We start from the raw sequence: 16,715 nt of genomic DNA on the forward strand, positions 1-16,715 counted from the left end.
CCGCAGAAAAAGGTGACGAGGGGCGACGTGTCTCGGGCTGTGTCCCAGGGCTCAGGCCTGGCGGGCCTTCATCATCTCGACGAAACGGTCGAACAGCGGCGCGACGTCCTGGGGGCCGGGGCTCGCTTCCGGGTGGCCCTGGAAGCTGAAGGCCGGGCGGTCGGTACGCTCGATCCCCTGCAGGGTGCCATCGAACAACGAGCGGTGGATGGCCCGCACGTTGGCCGGCAGGCTCGCCTCGTCGACGGCGAAGCCGTGGTTCTGGCTGGTGATCATCACGTGGCCGGTGTCGAGGTCCTGCACCGGGTGGTTGGCGCCGTGGTGGCCATGGCCCATCTTCACGGTCGTCGCCCCGCTGGCCAGCGCCAGCAGCTGGTGGCCCAGGCAGATGCCGAACACCGGGAGCTCGGTCTCGAGGATCTCGCGGATCGCCGTGATGGCGTAGTCGCAGGGCGCGGGGTCACCGGGGCCGTTGGCCAGGAAGACGCCGTCCGGATTCATCGCCAGCACCTCGGCGGCCGGAGTCTGGGCCGGCACCACGGTGAGGCGGCAGCCGCGGGAGGCGAGCATGCGCAGGATGTTGCGCTTGACGCCGAAGTCGTAGGCCACCACGTGGAAGGGGCGCTCGGCCTGGGTCGTATCGGCATAGCCCTCGCCGAGGGCCCACTCGCCTTCGCTCCACTCGTAGGGGGCCTGGCAGGAGACCACCTTGGCCAGGTCCATGCCCTTGAGGCCCGGGAAGGCGCGGGCGGCGGCCAGGGCGCTCTCGACGGCGTCATCCCCCTCGGCCTCGGCGCCGGCCAGGATGGCGCCGTTCTGGGAGCCCTTGTCGCGCAGGATGCGGGTCAGCCGGCGGGTATCGATGTCGGCGATGCCCAGCACGTTCTGGCTCTTGAGGTAGTCGGAGAGGGTCTGCTCGCAGCGGAAGTTGCTGGCCAGCAGCGGCAGGTCGCGGATCACCAGGCCCGCCGCGGCGATGCCGCCGGACTCGACGTCCTCGGCGTTGACGCCGGTGTTGCCGATATGGGGGTAGGTCAGGGTGACGATCTGACGGGTATAGGAGGGGTCGGTCAGGATCTCCTGGTAGCCGGTCATCGCCGTATTGAACACCACCTCACCGCTGGTCTGTCCATCGGCACCAATGGCCGTGCCATGAAACACACTGCCGTCTTCCAGGGCCAGTATCGCGGGTCTGTTCAATGCAACGTCCTCCCATGCTTATACGAATAGCTTTACAGACAGCTATATAGAGACAACTCGTCCAGAAATGCGGGTTACCGGTGGCCTGCCCATGAATGGCCGCCCCGCAAGATGGGCGGCCACTCCGCAAAAAAGCGGGACGAAACCCGATAGATACCGGTTTCATCCCGCTTGTTGTCATTCGCTCGGAACTGATTCGCTCAGAACTAGGGGCCGAAGCAACAAGCGCTGGTTCAGGGGCTCTCGCCCGGGCGCCCGGCCAAAATTTTCGGGATTTTACAGGATCGACCGCTCCCCGGCCACCCCTTTGGTCGAACTCCTCCTCAGTCGAGGCCGAGCACGTCCTGCATAGCGTAGCGGCCGTTGCCCTGGCCGGCCACCCAGCGCGCGGCACGCACCGCCCCCTTGGCGAAGGTCATGCGGCTCGAGGCCTTGTGGGTGATCTCGATGCGCTCGCCCTCGGTGGCGAACATCACGGTGTGCTCGCCGACGATGTCGCCGGCGCGCACCGTGGCGAAGCCGATCTCCTTGTCGGTGCGCGGCCCGCACTGCCCCACCCGCTCGAAGACGCCGTGCTCCTTGAGGGTGCGGCCCAGGCTCTCGGCCACCACCTCGCCCATCTTCAGCGCGGTGCCGGAGGGGGCATCGACCTTGTGGCGGTGGTGGGCCTCGATCACCTCGATGTCGTAGCCCTCGTCGCCCAGCGCCTTCGCCGCCGTCTCGAGCAGCTTCAGCGTGAGGTTCACCCCGACGCTCATGTTGGGGGCGAAGACGAAGGGCAGCCGCTCGCGGTAGGCGTCGAGCTCGTCCAGCTCCTGGTCGGAGAGGCCGGTGGTGCCGATCACCATGCGCTTGCCGTGCGCCGCGCAGAAGGCCAGGTTGGAAAGCGTCACCCGGGGCGCGGTGAAGTCGATCAGCACGTCGAAGTCGTCGACGATGGCTGACAGGGAGTCCACTGCCGCCACACCGAGCTTACCTAGGCCTGCCAGCTCGCCGATGTCGGCACCGGCAAGCGTGCTGCCCGGCTCGACGATGCCGCCGGCCAGGGTGGCGCCGTCAGCCTGCAGAACGGCGTTGACCAGGGTGCGGCCCATGCGGCCGGCGACACCGACGATGGCGATACGGGTCATATGGACTCCTGTGAAAGCGGTAGCGGTTCGGGAATGGGCGGCAGTATATCAGAGGCGAGGCGCCGTCAGCCGCCCGCCCTGCCGCTGTCGCGCATCAAGAGCCCCATGGCCAGGAGCACTGCCAGGCTGCCCGGCAGCCAGACCCAACCGACCTGGCTCGGCGCGCTGGCAAAGAGCAGAAGCATGGAGACGAAGGGCACCAGATAGCCATAGGCGGTGACCGCCCCGGGCGTCAGGGACGAGGTGGCCCGCTGCATCAGCCAGAAAGTGAGCGCGCTGGAGCAGAGCCCCAGATAGATCAGCAGGGCGAGGTCGAGGACGGTCATGTCCAGCAGCGTCCCCACCGGCTCCACGGCGAGGCCCACCAGGCCGATCAGCACACCGCCGGCCCCCAGGCTCCAGAAGGTGCGCACCGATGCCGTCCCCGGCAGCCACCCCCGCGCCAGGCCCCACTTGCTGAGTACTGGATAGAGCGCGGTGGAGCAGCAGCCCAGAAAGAACACCGCCTCGCCGATGCCGAAACGCAGCCGACCACCCTGGTGCCAGGCCTCTGCCAGCGCCAAGCCGAGCGCACCCAGGGCGCCCAGCGCCAGGATCCCCGGCAGCCGCCAGCCGGGGCGCTCAACCCCCACCCCCCGCCCCATCAGAAAGGCCAGCAGCGGCACCGTGACATACAGCGTGGCCATGGAGAGCGCCGTGGCGCGGTGGGCGGCCCAGAACATGGCGCCGAAGAAGCCGGCCAGACAGAGGCCCATTAGCGCATAGAGCGGCAGCAGCCTCGGCGCCGGCATAAAGTCCTGCGCACGCCTGGCCAGCCACCAGAGCCCGGCACAGGCGATGGCAAAGCGCAGTGCGGTGAGCGAGAGCGGCGGCAGTTCACTCATCAACCCTACGGCGGGAAAGGAGAAACCCACCAGCGCCGCCCAGAGCAGCATGCCGAGGTGGGCGCCGCGGGTGGATGCCGCCGGGCTCACGCTTCCCAGACGATATCGAGCTCGACGCCCCGGAGGGCGTCCAGGGTGTTGTCCACCTCTCCCTCCAGCTGGTCGTGGGCCTCGTCCTCGACGGCCTCCACGACCACCACCAGCTTGTCCGGCTCCGCCACCAGGTAGCAGCTGCCGGTAGCAAAGGTCACCTCGACCCCCGCATCGCGCTTGGCCACCGCGTGCTCCCCGGACCAGCGCTGGCAGAGCTGGTCGATCAGGGCTTCGGCGTCATCGGCGGGAATCTCGGCACGTGAAATCGGCATGGCGGCCACCTCCTGAAGGAATGTCGGGCTACCAGACTATGCCGCCCGCACCGCCGGCGCCAAGCGGCCATTTTCAACCGAGGATGCCGCCACGGCAGGCGCCCATGGCGACGTGATACGGTAGCGGGAAGACAACAGGACGAGAGAGATGACATGGACGAGGCGCTTGGCTGCCTGACACGACTCAGGGACGGACACAGCAGGGGGAGGCCGGCCCCCAACAAGCCGTGCCTGCTGCTGGCCATCATCTGCGAGATCCAGGCGGGGCATATCATCTCGCCCCGGATCGCCATCGACGATCGCCTGATCGCCCGCTATCACGACCTTTACGAGGCCGCCACAGCAACCCGACAGTCCGCCAACCCACAGCTCCCCCTCTGGCACCTGAGAAATGACCAGGGCCCAACGGGGCCTCTCTGGTCACCAGAGTTCACCGCCGAGCTGGGCGCTCTGGAGGCGCAGCTTGGCCAGCCCAAGTCCATCGGCCAGCTACGGGAGCGCTTCAGCACGGCTCGGCTGGACGAAACACTCTTCCAGGTGCTGCAGGACGAGAAGACCTCGCGTGAGGCCTGTGCGCTCCTGGTGACTCGCTACTTCTCCGCCGATTCGCGGGCCCATGACTGCCTGCATGCCTACCTGACCACAGCGCTTGAAAGCGGCCACTATGAGCGACATCCAGAGCGCCTGACGGGCAACGTGAAGGAGGAGAGCCAGAAATATGCCCGCTCCGCCGCCTTTCGCGCCCTGGTGCTGGAAGCCTACGACTACCGCTGCGCGGCCAGCCGGCTGCGCTATATCACCCCGGACTATCGCTATCTGGTGGAGGCGGCTCATCTGGTGCCCTTCGCCGAGAGCCAGGACGATCGCCCCACCAACGGCCTGGCGCTGACGCCCAATCTGCACTGGGCCATGGACAGCCACCTGATCGCCCCGGGGCCCGACCACCGCTGGCACCTGAGCCCAGGGGGGGACGCCCTGGTACCCGACAACCGCTGGCTCTGCGAACTAGATGGCAAGCCGCTGGTGCTGCCACGTGACCCGCGCAGGCAGCCGGATCGCGACGCCCTGGCCTGGCGCCTGGACCACCTGCAGCGCTGAGGCAGCCATGAACGCGATGGGCCCCGGCATCTGGCGATGCCGGGGCCCGTCTGTCGCTGCGAGGGGTGATGCCGCCTAGGGCTTCATGTCCTCGAAGAACTTCTTCACGCCGTCGAAGAAGCCGCTCTTCTTGGGCGAGTGGTGGGCGCTGTTGGTGCCGCCGAGGCTCTCCTGGAACTGGCGCAGCAGCTCCTTCTGCTCCTCGTTGAGCTTCACCGGGGTCTCGATCACCACCTTGCAGAGCAGGTCGCCCGGGGCGCCGCCGCGCACCGGCTTGACGCCCTTGCCGCGCAGGCGGAACAGCTTGCCGGTCTGGGTCTCCGCCGGGATCTTAAGCTTCACCCGGCCGTCCAGGGTCGGCACCTCCAGCTCGCCACCCAGCGCGGCGTCGACGAAGTTGATCGGCACCTCGCAGTGCAGGTGCTTGCCGTCACGCTGGAAGATATGGTGCGGCTTGATGTGCACCTGAACGTAGAGATCCCCGGGCGGGCCGCCATTCATGCCGGCCTCGCCCTCGCCGTTCAGGCGAATACGGTCGCCGGTGTCGACCCCCGCAGGAATCTTCACCGACAGGGTACGGGTCTCGCGCACGCGGCCCTCGCCGTTGCACTTGTGGCAGGGCACCTTGATGTGCTGGCCGGAGCCGTGGCAGGTCGGGCAGGTCTGCTGCACGGCGAAGAAGCCCTGCTGCATGCGCACCTGGCCGTGGCCGGCACAGGTCGGGCAGGTCTCCTTGCTGGAGCCGGGCTCGGCGCCTGAACCGTCGCAGCGCTCGCACTCCACGTGGCGCGGCACGCGGATGTCGACGCTGGTGCCGGCCACCGCACTCTCGAGGTCGAGCTCGAGGTTGTAGCGCAGGTCGCTTCCGCGGGCCCGGGCGTTGGGGTGACGACGCCCGCCGCCACCGCCGCCGAAGATGTCGCCGAAGACATCCCCGAAGATATCGCTGAAGCCCCCGGCGCCCGCGCCGCCGAAGCCACCACCGCCGAAGCCGCCCGCCTGGCCGTCCACGCCGGCATGGCCGAACTGGTCGTAGGCCGCGCGCTTCTCGCTGTCGGAGAGCACCTCGTAGGCCTCGGAGACCTCGCGGAACTTCTCCGCCGAGGCCTCGTCGTCCGGGTTGCGGTCGGGGTGCAGCTTCTGGGCCAGTCGTCGGTAGGCCTTCTTGATCTCTTTCTGGTCGGCACCGCGCTCTACGCCCAGCACCTCGTAATAGTCACGTTTGGACATGGATCGGTCCGCCTCCGTCGGGGTACCGCGGAAACACCAACGCGGGAGTCAGGCCCCCGCGCTGGCATCATCCGTGGTTCAGATGCGTGGTTTACTGCTTCTTCTGGTCGTCGTTGACTTCTTCGTACTCGGCGTCGACCACGTCATCTTCCTGCTTGGCGCCGGCCTCCTGGCCTTCGCCACCGCCCTGCTGGGCCGCTTCGGCCTGGGCGGCATACATCTTCTGGGCCAGGTTGCCGGAAACCTCGGTCAGCTTGTCGAGCTTGGCCTGGATGTCGTCCTTGTCGTCACCCTTGATCGCCTCCTCGAGCTCCTTGGCGGCGCTCTCGATGGCCTGCTTCTCGTCCTCGCTGGCGTGCTCGCCGGCTTCCTGCACGGTCTTGCGCGCGGCGTGGACCATGCCGTCGGCCTGGTTGCGCAGCTGCACCAGCTCCTCGAACTTCTTGTCCTCGTCGGCGTGGGCCTCGGCGTCGCGGACCATCTGCTCGATCTCGTCGTCGGAGAGGCCGCTGGAGGCCTTGATGACGATGGACTGCTCCTTGCCGGTGGCCTTGTCCTTGGCGGAGACGTTCAGGATGCCGTTGGCGTCCAGGTCGAAGGCAACCTCGATCTGCGGCACGCCGCGCGGCGCCGGCGGGATGTCGGCCAGGTCGAAGCGGCCCAGCGACTTGTTGCCGCCCGCCTGCTTGCGCTCGCCCTGCAGCACGTGGATGGTCACGGCGGTCTGGTTGTCATCCGCGGTCGAGAAGGTCTGGGTCTTCTTGGTCGGGATGGTGGTGTTCTTCTCGATCAGCGGAGTCATCACGCCGCCCAGGGTCTCGATGCCGAGCGTCAGCGGGGTGACGTCCAGCAGCAGCACGTCCTTGACGTCGCCGCCCAGCACGCCGCCCTGGATGGCAGCACCCACGGCCACCGCCTCGTCCGGGTTGACGTCCTTGCGCGCTTCCTTGCCGAAGAACTCGGCGACCTTCTGCTGCACCATGGGCATGCGGGTCTGGCCGCCGACCAGGATGACGTCGTCGATCTCGGAGGCGGAGAGGCCGGCATCCTTCAGGGCGATCTTGCAGGGCGCCAGGGAGCGCTGCACCAGGTCCTCCACCAGCGACTCCAGCTTGGCCCGGGTCACCTTGACGTTGAGGTGCTTGGGACCGGTCTGGTCGGCGGTGATGTAGGGCAGGTTGACGTCGGTCTGCTGGGCGCTGGAGAGCTCGATCTTGGCCTTCTCGGCGGCTTCCTTGAGGCGCTGCATGGCCAGGTTGTCGCCGGAGAGATCGATGCCGCTGTCGGCCTTGAACTGATCGACCAGGTAGTTGATCAGGTGCATGTCGAAGTCTTCGCCACCCAGGAAGGTGTCGCCGTTGGTGGCCAGCACCTCGAACTGGGTCTCGCCGTCGACGTCCGCCACCTCGATGATGGAGATGTCGAAGGTGCCGCCGCCCAGGTCATAGACCGCGATGGTCTTGTCGCCGCGGGACTTGTCCATGCCGTAGGCCAGCGCCGCCGCAGTGGGCTCGTTGATGATGCGCTTGACCTCGAGGCCGGCGATGCGGCCGGCATCCTTGGTGGCCTGACGCTGGCTGTCGTTGAAGTAGGCCGGCACGGTGATCACCGCCTCGGTGACCGGCTCGCCCAGGTAGTCCTCGGCGGTCTTCTTCATCTTCTTCAGCACTTCGGCGCTGATCTGGGGCGGGGCCAGCTTCTTGCCCTTCACCTCGACCCAGGCGTCGCCGTTGTCGGCCTCGGTGATGGTGTAGGGCACCATCTTGATGTCCTTCTGGACGACGTCGTCCTTGAAGCGACGGCCGATCAGGCGCTTGATGGCGTAGAGGGTGTTGGTCGGGTTGGTGACCCTGGCGCCTGGCGCTTGGCCGACTGGCCCACCAGCGTCTCGCCATCGTCGGTGTAGGCGATGATGGAGGGCGTGGTGCGTGCGCCTTCGGCGTTCTCGATCACCTTGGCACTGTCGCCGTCGAGCACGGCCACGCAGGAGTTGGTGGTCCCCAGGTCAATACCGATGATGCGTCCCATAGGAAATCCTCGAAAAGTCGTTGCTGTGTATCCGGAGTCGTGTTCTGCGGCCTGCGCCGCGGAGTTGACGTCTATCTGGGGGCCGCAGGCCTCATTTCAAGTCCCGCGGCCAGGATTTGTTGCTCAGCCGGCGGCCTGGCTGACCACCACCATGGCCGGCCGCACCAGGCGGCCGTTGAGCAGATAGCCCTTCTGAAACACGTCCATGACGGTGTTGGGGTCGAGCTCGGGGTTGGGCACCATGGCCATGGCCTCGTGGAACTGCGGGTCGAAGGGCTCGCCCGCCGGCTCCAGGATCTCCACCCCGAACTTGGCCAGCACGTCGCGCTGCATCTTCAGCGTCATGGCGACGCCCTCGCGATGGGCCTCGGTGGCCTCGTCCGCCATGGCCTCGAGGGCCTTCTCCAGGCTGTCCACTACCGGCAGCAGCTCCTTGACGAACTTCTCCAGGGCGAACTTGCGGGCCTTCTCGGCCTCCTGCTCGGCCCGGCGGCGCACGTTCTGGGCCTCGGCGGCGGCACGCAGCGCCTGGTCCTTGGCCTCGGCGACGCTCTGCTCCAGCTCCTCGACGCGGGCGGCCAGCAGCTCGGCCTCGGGGTTGTCGCTCGCCTCGGCGGCGGCCTCGGTCTCCTCGGCCGCCTCGATGGCCTCCTCCAGCTCGCCTTCGATGGGCTGGGGCTCGGCCTCCTGCTCACGACGGGCAAGTTCCTCGTCCAGCGGGGTCTGGGGATCTCTGGCCATGGGTCTCTCCTGACAGGGATGCGGCGGCGTCTAGCCGCCGATGAAACATGAATGAGGGGGGTTGAACGGTTCTGCGAGCTATATGGGGACGCCAGAGCGGATCTCAAGGCGAGACAGCCGGGAGAGGCCGATCCGTGCATTGTGGGGCATCGTGGACTACTGTATAAACGCACACATATTGGATGTATGACCAGTAGTCCTGAGATCAGGGCGCGCAGACTTCCCGGGAGGCCTCATGCTGACAGAGCTTGCCATTCGCGACTTCGCCATCGTCGACCACCTGGAGCTGGAGCTCGCCGGCGGCATGACCGCCATCACCGGCGAGACCGGCGCCGGCAAGTCGATCCTGCTCGGCGCCCTGGGGCTCTGCCTGGGCGAGCGCGCCGATGCCGGCAGCGTGCGCCACGGCGCCGAGCGCGCCGACCTCAGCGCGCGCTTCGATATCGCCGCGCTGCCTGAGGCCCGCGCCTGGCTCGCGGCCCGGGAGCTGCCCGAGGATGATTGCCTGCTGCGGCGCGTGGTGAGCGCCAATGGCCGCTCCAAGGCGTGGATCAACGGCCAGCCGGCCACCGTGGCCGATCTCAAGGCGCTGGGCGAGCGGCTGATCGAGATCCACGGCCAGCACGCCCACCAGGCGCTGCTGCACGAGGAGACCCACCTGCGCCTGCTCGACGACTTCGCCGGCCACCGCGAGGCGGTGGGCGAGATGGCCGAGACCTTCCGCACCTGGCAGGCCGCCAGGCGCCGGCTGCGGCGGCTGGCCGAGGACGGCGACGAGCTGGCCGCCCGCCGCCAGCTGGTGCGCTATCAGGTGGAGGAGCTCGACCAGCTGGCGCTGGCCGAGGGCGAGCTCAAGGCGCTGGAGGAGGAGCAGGAGGAGCTGGCCCACGCCGAGGAGCGCCTGCGCGAGGCGCAGTTCGCCGCCGAGTGCTGCGACAACGACGAAGGCGGCGCCATGAGCCTGCTGACTCAGGCGATCAACCACCTCTCGGCGCTGCCGGGCAGCGACCGCGGCCGCCTGGCCGAGGCGCTCGCCATGCTGGGCGATGCCCGCATCCAGGTCGAGGAGGCCGCCCGGGAGCTCCACCACTTCGCCGAGGGCACCGAGCTCGACCCGGAGCGGCTGGCCTGGGTCGAGCAGCGCCTCGGCGAGGTGCACCGCCTGGCCCGCAAGCATCATGTGATGCCCGAGGAGCTCACCGCGCTGCACCAGCAGCTGCAGGAGGAGCTGGCTCGCCTGGAAGGCGGCGAGGAAGATCTCGAGACCCTGGAGGCCGAGGTGGACGCCCTGCGCGAGCGGTGGCGGGGGCAGGCCCGCCAGGTGGGCGACGCGCGCCGCCAGGCCGCCACCCGCTTCGGCAAGGCGGTCCAGGAGCAGCTCGCCTTCCTGGCCATGGGCAAGGCGCGCTTCGAAGTCGAAGTGCTGGAGCGTGACACCCCCGCCGCCGAGGGCCTGGAGGGCGTACGCTTCCTGATCAGCGCCAACCCCGGCCAGCCGGCCCGGCCGCTGGCCAAGGTGGCCTCCGGGGGGGAGCTGTCGCGCATCAGCCTGGCGATCCAGGTGGTCGCCGCCCGCCACTCCACCATTCCCAGCCTGGTGTTCGACGAGGTGGACGTGGGCGTCTCCGGCGCCACCGCCGAGATCGTCGGCCAGCTGCTGCGCCGCCTGGGCGAGCAGGGCCAGGTGATGACCGTGACCCACCTGCCCCAGGTGGCGGCCCAGGCCCACCGGCACCTGCACATCGAGAAGCGCGCGGAGCAGGAGACCACCCTCACCCGCATGGCGCTGCTCGACGAGGCCGGCCGGGTGGGCGAGCTGGCGCGCATGCTGGGCGGGGTCAACCTCTCCGAACGCACCCTGGCCCACGCCCGCGAGATGCTCGACGCCAGCCAGCGCCCCCACCACTGAGCCCCACCCCCCGGCGGCGGACCCCCGAACGCGCGCGGCCCCGATCGAGAATCGGGGCCGCGCTGAGCCGTGGGCGCCGGTCGTGGGACCGGCTGCCGGGCCGCTACTTCTTCTGGGTGGCGTCCTGGCGGGTCACGCTCGAGCCCTTGGGGCGCACATAGAGCACCAGGGCGTGGTCGACGAGGTCGAAGCCATGCTCCTCGGCGATCTCCTGCTGGCGCCGCTCGATGGTCTCGTCGAAGAACTCGATGATCTCGCCGCTCTCCAGGCAGACCATGTGATCATGGTGCTCGTCCTGGGAGATCTCGAAGACGGCGTGGCCGCCATCGAAGTTGTGGCGCACCACGAGGCCCGCGGACTCGAACTGGGTCAGCACGCGGTAGACGGTGGCCAGGCCGACGTCCTCGCCGGCTTCCAGCAGGGTCTTGTAGACGTCCTCGGCGCTCATGTGGTGCTCGCCCTGGGCGTTCTCGAGGATCTGCAGGATCTTGACGCGGGGCAGGGTCACCTTCAGACCGGCCTTGCGCAGTTCATGGTTCTGGTCGGCCATGGTTGCTCTTCGCAGTATCGGGTAGGGTCGGGTATGATCGACCGAAACCACGATAGTGAAGAACAGGCGCAAATGCAAAAGTTGACAAGAATCGTCACCCTTTCTGCCGCGCTGCTGCTGGCCAGCGGTTGCAGCTACTTCGGGGTCTACAAGCGGGACATCCCTCAGGGCAACCTGGTCACCGCCGACATGGTGGAACAGCTGCGTCCCGGCATGACCCGCGACGACGTGGTCTACGTCATGGGCCGCCCGCTGCTGGAGGCGCCCTTCGACGCCAACCAGTGGGACTATGTGTTCCGTCTCGACGAGGCCTACGGCGGTGTGGAACGGCGCCGCGTGACCCTGACCTTCGACGGCAACCGCCTGGTGGATATCCAGCGCGAGGGCAACCTGGAGCGCGACATCGACCTGCGCGCCAGCGAGGGCGCCGGCCCCCAGGTAGAAGGCGCCGAGCCGCTGGAGACCACCCCTGAGCTGCAGCCAGAAGGCGGCGCGACCGTGCCCATGGGCGGCGAGCCGGCCAGAGACTTCTGACCCCGCAGGCGACGCCCCTGGACGCCCCGCCGTGGCCCTGCCCGGCGGGGCGTCAGCGTTTTTCGGCGGCCCGGGCCAGCCGGGCCTGCTTGGGATCGATGGTCAGCGGGCGGTAGAGCTCCACGCGATCGCCGGCCCGCAGGCGATGGGTCGCCGGCTCGCGCAGCCGCCTGCCGAAGATGCCGAGGTCTGGCTGCTCGAAGGCCTCCGCGGGCAGCTCGGGGAAGCGCCCGGGCAGGTCGGCCAGCACCACCGCCTCGCTGGCGGTGGTGCCCAGGGGCACGCTCAGCGCCACCACGGCCTGATGCCCGGGCAGGGCGAAGGCCACCTCCACCGCGATCTCGGCCATGGCTCAGCGCCCGTAGAGCTGATCGGCGCGGCGGGTGAAGGCCTCCACCAGCTGCCCCGCCACCTGCTGGAAGAGCTTGCCGAAGGCCATGCCCAGCAGGCGGTTGGCGAACTCGAACTCCATCTCCAGGCACACCTTACAGGCGTTCTCGCCCATGGGGATGAACATCCAGCGCCCGCGCAGGCGCTTGAAGGGGCCGCTGACCAGCGACATCTCGATGCGCTCCGGTTCGATCAGGTCGTTGCGCGTGGCGATGCTCTGCTCGATGCCCGCGCGCCCCAGGGTCATCTCGCCGATCAGGTGGGAGTCATCCCGCTCGAGCAGGCGGGCGCGACGACAGCCGGGCAGGAACTCCGGATAGCGCTCGAAATCGTTGACCAGGTCGAACATCTGCTGGGGGGTATGTCGCACCATGGCGGTTCGGTTGACCGTTGGCATTGAGCTCTCCGCTGACTTCACAGTGCCCAGGGCGTATCATGAGCCGTTATTTCAGGCCTTGAATGGTATCACGCTTCCCCCCATATCGAAGGGGCGGCCGCCAAGGGCACGGACAGACACGAGGTTTCATGGCCAACAAGAAAGGCAAGGGCAATGGGCCCACCAGCAACGTCATCGCCCAGAACAAGAAGGCGCGCTTCGAGTACCACATCGACGAGGTCTTCGAGGCGGGCCTGGTACTGGCCGGCTGGGAGGTGAAGAGCCTGCGCGCCGGCAAGGCGCAGCTCACCGACACCTACATCCTGGTCAAGAACGGCGAGGCCTGGCTGCTGGGCAGCCATATCATGCCGCTCAACACCGCCAGCACCCACGAGATCGCCGACCCCGTCCGCACCCGCAAGCTGCTGCTACACCGGAAGGAGATCGCCAGGATCTTCTCGCGGACCCAGGACAAGGGGCACACCTGCGTGCCGCTCAAGCTCTACTGGAAAGGCAACCGGGTGAAGTGCGAGCTGGCGCTGGTGACGGGCAAGAAGCTCCACGACAAGCGGGCCACCGAGAAGGACCGCGACTGGCAGCGCCAGAGGGGCCGCATCATGCGGGAACAAAACAAGGCGTAGGCTGTCACAGTGACGCGCATCCTGATAGGATGCACGATCAAGGGGGCGACATGGTTTCGACGCCGGTGACAACCCCTGCGGTGCATGCCGAGAGCGTGATGTATCTCGTAAATCCAACATCACGACTAAATAGTCGCAAACGACGACAACTACGCTCAGGGCGCGCTGGCAGCTTAAACGCTGTTAGCTTCTAGTCCGGCCCCGAAGTGATGTGCCCATTCATCACGGAGGGGATATGAGCCAAGACTGATGGGATCGTGATCGGTAGCGTCCTCATGCCGGTTGCTAAATCTACGAGGAATCGCGTCGCTGGATCCTGACCGTTGGAGCCAGAGGCGTTAAATCAAATAACGGAATCTAAGCATGTAGAGCCAATGGGCGAGTGCTGGCGGACGCGGGTTCAATTCCCGCCGCCTCCACCAAACAAGTCGACGAATCAAGCACCTACGGGTGCTTTTTTCGTTTCTAGCCCTCCACAGCCCCATCCAGGCCAGGGCGCTTTCACACCCCCTCCATCTCGACCCCGTGCCGAGCGAGCCAGGGCTCGCCGTTGCGCAGGTTGATCCGGCGCAGCCGCTCGCGCAGCAGGGGCTCCATGACGACCGTCTGCCATGCCTTAGCTCCAAGGTGCGATGAGCGCCTTTGACGGTAGCGAAACCAGCGTCAGGAGAGAAATCTTCTGGGCTTGACCGATGACCTATTGGGTGGGCAGCGCAGTTGGACGATAAGAAAGAAATCAACTGGCCGAAAAATAAAGCACCAATCGGACGATGGACTATCCATCAATTGGACGCTAGTCTTTCCAGCAACTGGACGCTAGCAGAGGCGCGACATGACACCACCCTATCTTCCACGACTGATTCGCGATCGAGTGCTCGAGTCTCTCGCCGATACGCCGGTGGTCTGCCTGTTGGGGCCACGGCAGGTGGGCAAGACAACGCTCGCCCAGCGCATCGACCCCGAACGCACCTATCTGAACCTGGATGATGCGACGCTGCTGGAAGCGGCTCGGCAGGATCCGCTCGGCTTCGTCGAGGGGTTGCCTGAACGCGTCACTCTGGACGAGGTGCAGCGCGCCCCTGAGCTGCTGCTGGCCATCAAGTCGATGGTGGATCGGGATCGCCAGCCAGGCCGGTTCCTGCTGACAGGCTCAGCCAACCTGCTGTTGCTTCCCAAGGCACAGGATTCCCTGGCGGGTCGCATGGAGGTCATCTACTTGCATCCGCTGACCGAACAGGAGAAGCGCGTGAGTGCTTCGACCCTGCTCGGCGCGCTGCTGGAGGGTCAGTTAACGCCCAGGATGGTGGCAGACACCACCCCCCTCGCCCCCACGGCAGAGGTGCTCTGCCAAGGCGGCTACCCTGAACCCAACCGCCGGGCGCCCCATCGGGCACGCCAGTGGTATCGCCAGTATCTCCAAGCCATCGTGCAGCGCGACGTGCGGGATATCGCCGCCATTCAGGACGAAGACGGGATGCTGCGGCTGATGGAGCTGTTGGCCTACCGCACTGCCTGCCTGCTCAACGTCAGCAATCTGAGCAAGGAACTGGGAATGGAGCGCGCCACCGTCGCCAAGTACCTTGGCATCCTGGAGCGCCTCTTCCTGATCCAGCAGCTACCTGCCTGGCATCGCAATCACGCCAAACGACTGATCAAGAGCCCCAAGCTGCACCTGGTCGATACCGGCCTTGCCGCGGCACTGGGGCGCCTGGGTCCGGAGCAGTGGCTCACCGAGGCAGAGCGCTTCGGTTCCCTGCTGGAAAGCCATGTGGTCGAGCAGTTGATCGCCCAGGCCTCCTGGGTCGATCAGGAGCTGCGCTTTTCACACTACCGGGACAAGGATCAGGTAGAGGTTGATCTTGTTATCGAGCGGGGTCAGGAGCTCTGGGGGGTTGAAGTCAAGCGCGCCGCCAGCGTCCAAGCCAAGGACGCCGCCGGGCTCGCCAGGCTTGCCGACCAGGCCGGCAAGGGATTCCGCGGGGGCATGCTGCTCTACACCGGCCGCCACTGCCTCAAGCTGCAGGTGCCGGGATGCTTCGCCGTTCCCATCGGCATGCTGTGGGGCGAGGAGCCCGGGAAGACCATCTCCAGCGAGGAAGCGTTACAAGCCTTGGCCGATCAGGGGCAAGACCTAGATATGGGGTACTGAGACGCTTCGTAGTCGTCTACGACGCCATCGGCCCGTCATGATGCGCGCGGCAGAATGACCTGCCCTCCCCTGGGCGCCCAGGCCTGCGACTTTGGTCGCAGACTTGACTCGAAAACCACTTGATACCAGCCTCAGGGGGAGCCATTATCTGCGCCCACTCGTCATCCCCCCCTGCGGGGAGCCGGGCGAGGCCAAGACCGGGGTGGCATCGGGTCGGGGGCGCTGAGGCGCTTCACTACCGATAAGACCCTACCACTGTTGACATTTCCCGATCTGGATTCGAAACCCCATGAGCAAAGTCCTGATTATTGGCGCCGGCGGCGTCGGCGGCGTGGTGACCCACAAGTGCGCCCAGCACCCCGAGGTCTTCAGCGAGATCATGCTGGCCAGCCGCAACGAAGCGAAGTGCCAGGCGATCGCCGCCCAGCTGGATCGCCCGATCCAGACCGCCCAGGTGGACGCCGACAGCGTCGATGACCTGGTCAAGCTGATCGAGTCGTTCAAGCCCGACGTGCTGATCCACGTGGCCCTGCCCTATCAGGACCTGACCATCATGGAGGCCTGCCTGAAGACCGGCGTGCCCTACCTCGACACCGCCAACTACGAGCATCCCGACGAGGCGAAGTTCGAGTACAAGGAGCAGTGGGCCTTCCAGGAGCGCTACAAGGAGGCCGGCAACATGGCCACCCTGGGCTGCGGCTTCGACCCGGGCATGACCAACATCTACTGCGCCTACGCGCAGAAGAACCTGTTCGACGAGATCCACCGCATCGACATCCTGGACGCCAACGGCGGTGACCACGGCTACCCCTTCGCCACCAACTTCAACCCCGAGATCAACATTCGCGAGATCACCGCGAAGGGTCGCTACTGGGAGAAGGGCGAGTGGAAGGAGACCGACCCGCTGGCGGTGAAGCGCACCTTCGACTTCGACGGCATCGGCGAGAAGGACATCTACCTCCTCTACCACGAGGAGCTCGAGTCCCTGTGCCAGAACATCAAGGGCCTGGAGCGCATCCGCTTCTGGATGACCTTCTCCGAGAAGTACATCACCCACCTCAAGGTGCTCGAGAACGTCGGCATGACCAGCATCGAGCCGATCGAGGTAGGTGGCGCCAAGATCGCCCCGCTGGAGTTTCTCAAGGCGGTGCTGCCCGACCCGGCCTCGCTGGGCCCGCGCACCAAGGGCAAGACCAACATCGGCATCATCGCCGACGGCATCAAGGACGGTAAGCGTCGCAAGGTGCACATCTACAACATCTGCGACCACGAGAAGTGCTACGAGGAGGTCAAGTCCCAGGCGATCTCCTACACCACCGGCGTGCCGGCAGTGACCGGCGCCATGCTGATGCTGGAAGGGATCTGGAAGGGCGCGGGCGTGTTCAACGTCGAGCAGCTCGACCCCGACCCCTTCATGGCGCGCATCGGCGAGATGGGGCTGCCCTGGCAGGTGGTCGAGCTCGACCCCGACCACGACCCCCTGGCCTGAG

15 protein-coding genes, 1 other RNA gene and 1 pseudogene are annotated in these 16,715 nt (G+C 66.9%); 7 read left to right on the forward strand and 10 right to left on the reverse strand.

Translation table 11 applies throughout. The annotated features are described in order from the left end of the window. Positions 1-51: 51 nt before the first annotated feature. The 4 genes from carA to B6N23_RS09205 all read right to left on the reverse strand — a co-directional run bounded on the left by carA (position 52) and on the right by B6N23_RS09205 (position 3,579). Positions 52-1,200 carry a glutamine-hydrolyzing carbamoyl-phosphate synthase small subunit gene (carA, locus tag B6N23_RS09190; RefSeq protein ID WP_305498051.1) on the reverse strand — a complete coding sequence of 383 codons (1,149 nt, stop codon included), beginning with the start codon at positions 1,198-1,200 and terminating at the stop codon, positions 52-54. A 323-nt stretch (positions 1,201-1,523) separates the two neighbouring features. Next, positions 1,524-2,330, reverse strand: a complete 807-nt coding sequence (dapB, locus tag B6N23_RS09195; protein WP_305498053.1) for a 4-hydroxy-tetrahydrodipicolinate reductase — start codon at positions 2,328-2,330, stop codon at positions 1,524-1,526. 65 nt (positions 2,331-2,395) lie between these two features. Further along, positions 2,396-3,304 (reverse strand): DMT family transporter, encoded by a 909-nt coding sequence (locus B6N23_RS09200; RefSeq protein WP_305498055.1) that lies wholly within the window; start codon positions 3,302-3,304, stop codon positions 2,396-2,398. Beyond that, positions 3,301-3,579: a DUF2218 domain-containing protein gene (locus B6N23_RS09205; RefSeq protein ID WP_169955895.1), complete on the reverse strand. Its 279-nt coding sequence runs from the start codon at positions 3,577-3,579 to the stop codon at positions 3,301-3,303. The genes B6N23_RS09200 and B6N23_RS09205 overlap by 4 nt, the downstream gene beginning before the upstream one ends. A gap of 153 nt (positions 3,580-3,732) precedes the next feature. Between B6N23_RS09205 and B6N23_RS09210 the strand changes: the two genes are divergently transcribed. Beyond that, positions 3,733-4,677 (forward strand): HNH endonuclease, encoded by a 945-nt coding sequence (locus B6N23_RS09210; protein WP_305498057.1) that lies wholly within the window; start codon positions 3,733-3,735, stop codon positions 4,675-4,677. A 75-nt stretch (positions 4,678-4,752) separates the two neighbouring features. On the opposite strand, the gene dnaJ is transcribed toward B6N23_RS09210, so the two are convergent. The 3 genes and pseudogenes from dnaJ to grpE form a co-directional block, all read right to left on the reverse strand. Next, positions 4,753-5,907, reverse strand: a complete 1,155-nt coding sequence (dnaJ, locus tag B6N23_RS09215) for a molecular chaperone DnaJ (protein ID WP_305498058.1) — start codon at positions 5,905-5,907, stop codon at positions 4,753-4,755. A gap of 91 nt (positions 5,908-5,998) precedes the next feature. Continuing rightward, positions 5,999-7,935 (reverse strand): annotated as a pseudogene (dnaK, locus tag B6N23_RS09220) (molecular chaperone DnaK). Positions 7,936-8,058: 123 nt separating this feature from the next. Further along, positions 8,059-8,676 (reverse strand): nucleotide exchange factor GrpE, encoded by a 618-nt coding sequence (gene grpE, locus B6N23_RS09225; RefSeq protein ID WP_119022774.1) that lies wholly within the window; start codon positions 8,674-8,676, stop codon positions 8,059-8,061. A gap of 235 nt (positions 8,677-8,911) precedes the next feature. Here grpE and recN point away from each other — a divergent pair, with 235 nt between their 5' ends. Continuing rightward, a complete protein-coding gene (gene recN, locus B6N23_RS09230) occupies positions 8,912-10,585 on the forward strand; it encodes a DNA repair protein RecN (RefSeq protein WP_305498062.1) in 1,674 nt (557 codons plus the stop codon). 103 nt (positions 10,586-10,688) lie between these two features. Here recN and fur read toward each other — a convergent pair whose 3' ends face one another. Beyond that, positions 10,689-11,135 (reverse strand): ferric iron uptake transcriptional regulator, encoded by a 447-nt coding sequence (gene fur, locus B6N23_RS09235; RefSeq protein WP_119022776.1) that lies wholly within the window; start codon positions 11,133-11,135, stop codon positions 10,689-10,691. A gap of 72 nt (positions 11,136-11,207) precedes the next feature. Between fur and B6N23_RS09240 the strand changes: the two genes are divergently transcribed. Continuing rightward, positions 11,208-11,669, forward strand: a complete 462-nt coding sequence (locus tag B6N23_RS09240) for an outer membrane protein assembly factor BamE (protein WP_305498063.1) — start codon at positions 11,208-11,210, stop codon at positions 11,667-11,669. A 52-nt stretch (positions 11,670-11,721) separates the two neighbouring features. On the opposite strand, the gene B6N23_RS09245 is transcribed toward B6N23_RS09240, so the two are convergent. Further along, the gene (locus B6N23_RS09245; RefSeq protein ID WP_305498065.1) at positions 11,722-12,018 is read right to left on the reverse strand and encodes an RnfH family protein; all 297 of its coding nucleotides are present in this window, start codon (positions 12,016-12,018) and stop codon (positions 11,722-11,724) included. A 3-nt stretch (positions 12,019-12,021) separates the two neighbouring features. Next, the gene (locus tag B6N23_RS09250; RefSeq protein WP_305498067.1) at positions 12,022-12,456 is read right to left on the reverse strand and encodes a type II toxin-antitoxin system RatA family toxin; all 435 of its coding nucleotides are present in this window, start codon (positions 12,454-12,456) and stop codon (positions 12,022-12,024) included. A gap of 128 nt (positions 12,457-12,584) precedes the next feature. On the opposite strand from B6N23_RS09250, the gene smpB reads away from it, so the two are divergent. The 4 genes from smpB (at position 12,585) to B6N23_RS09270 (ending at position 16,714) form a co-directional block, all read left to right on the forward strand. Beyond that, positions 12,585-13,076: an SsrA-binding protein SmpB gene (smpB, locus tag B6N23_RS09255; protein ID WP_305498069.1), complete on the forward strand. Its 492-nt coding sequence runs from the start codon at positions 12,585-12,587 to the stop codon at positions 13,074-13,076. A gap of 41 nt (positions 13,077-13,117) precedes the next feature. Further along, positions 13,118-13,498: a transfer-messenger RNA gene (gene ssrA / locus B6N23_RS09260) on the forward strand. Between the two features lie 410 nt (positions 13,499-13,908). Beyond that, the gene (locus tag B6N23_RS09265) at positions 13,909-15,225 is read left to right on the forward strand and encodes an ATP-binding protein (protein ID WP_305498072.1); all 1,317 of its coding nucleotides are present in this window, start codon (positions 13,909-13,911) and stop codon (positions 15,223-15,225) included. A 289-nt stretch (positions 15,226-15,514) separates the two neighbouring features. Next, positions 15,515-16,714, forward strand: a complete 1,200-nt coding sequence (locus tag B6N23_RS09270) for a saccharopine dehydrogenase family protein (protein WP_305498074.1) — start codon at positions 15,515-15,517, stop codon at positions 16,712-16,714. Position 16,715 lies beyond the last annotated feature (1 nt).

It is taken from the genome of Halomonas alkalicola (assembly GCF_030704205.1).
GTDB classification, from domain to species: Bacteria; Pseudomonadota; Gammaproteobacteria; order Pseudomonadales; family Halomonadaceae; genus Halomonas; species Halomonas alkalicola.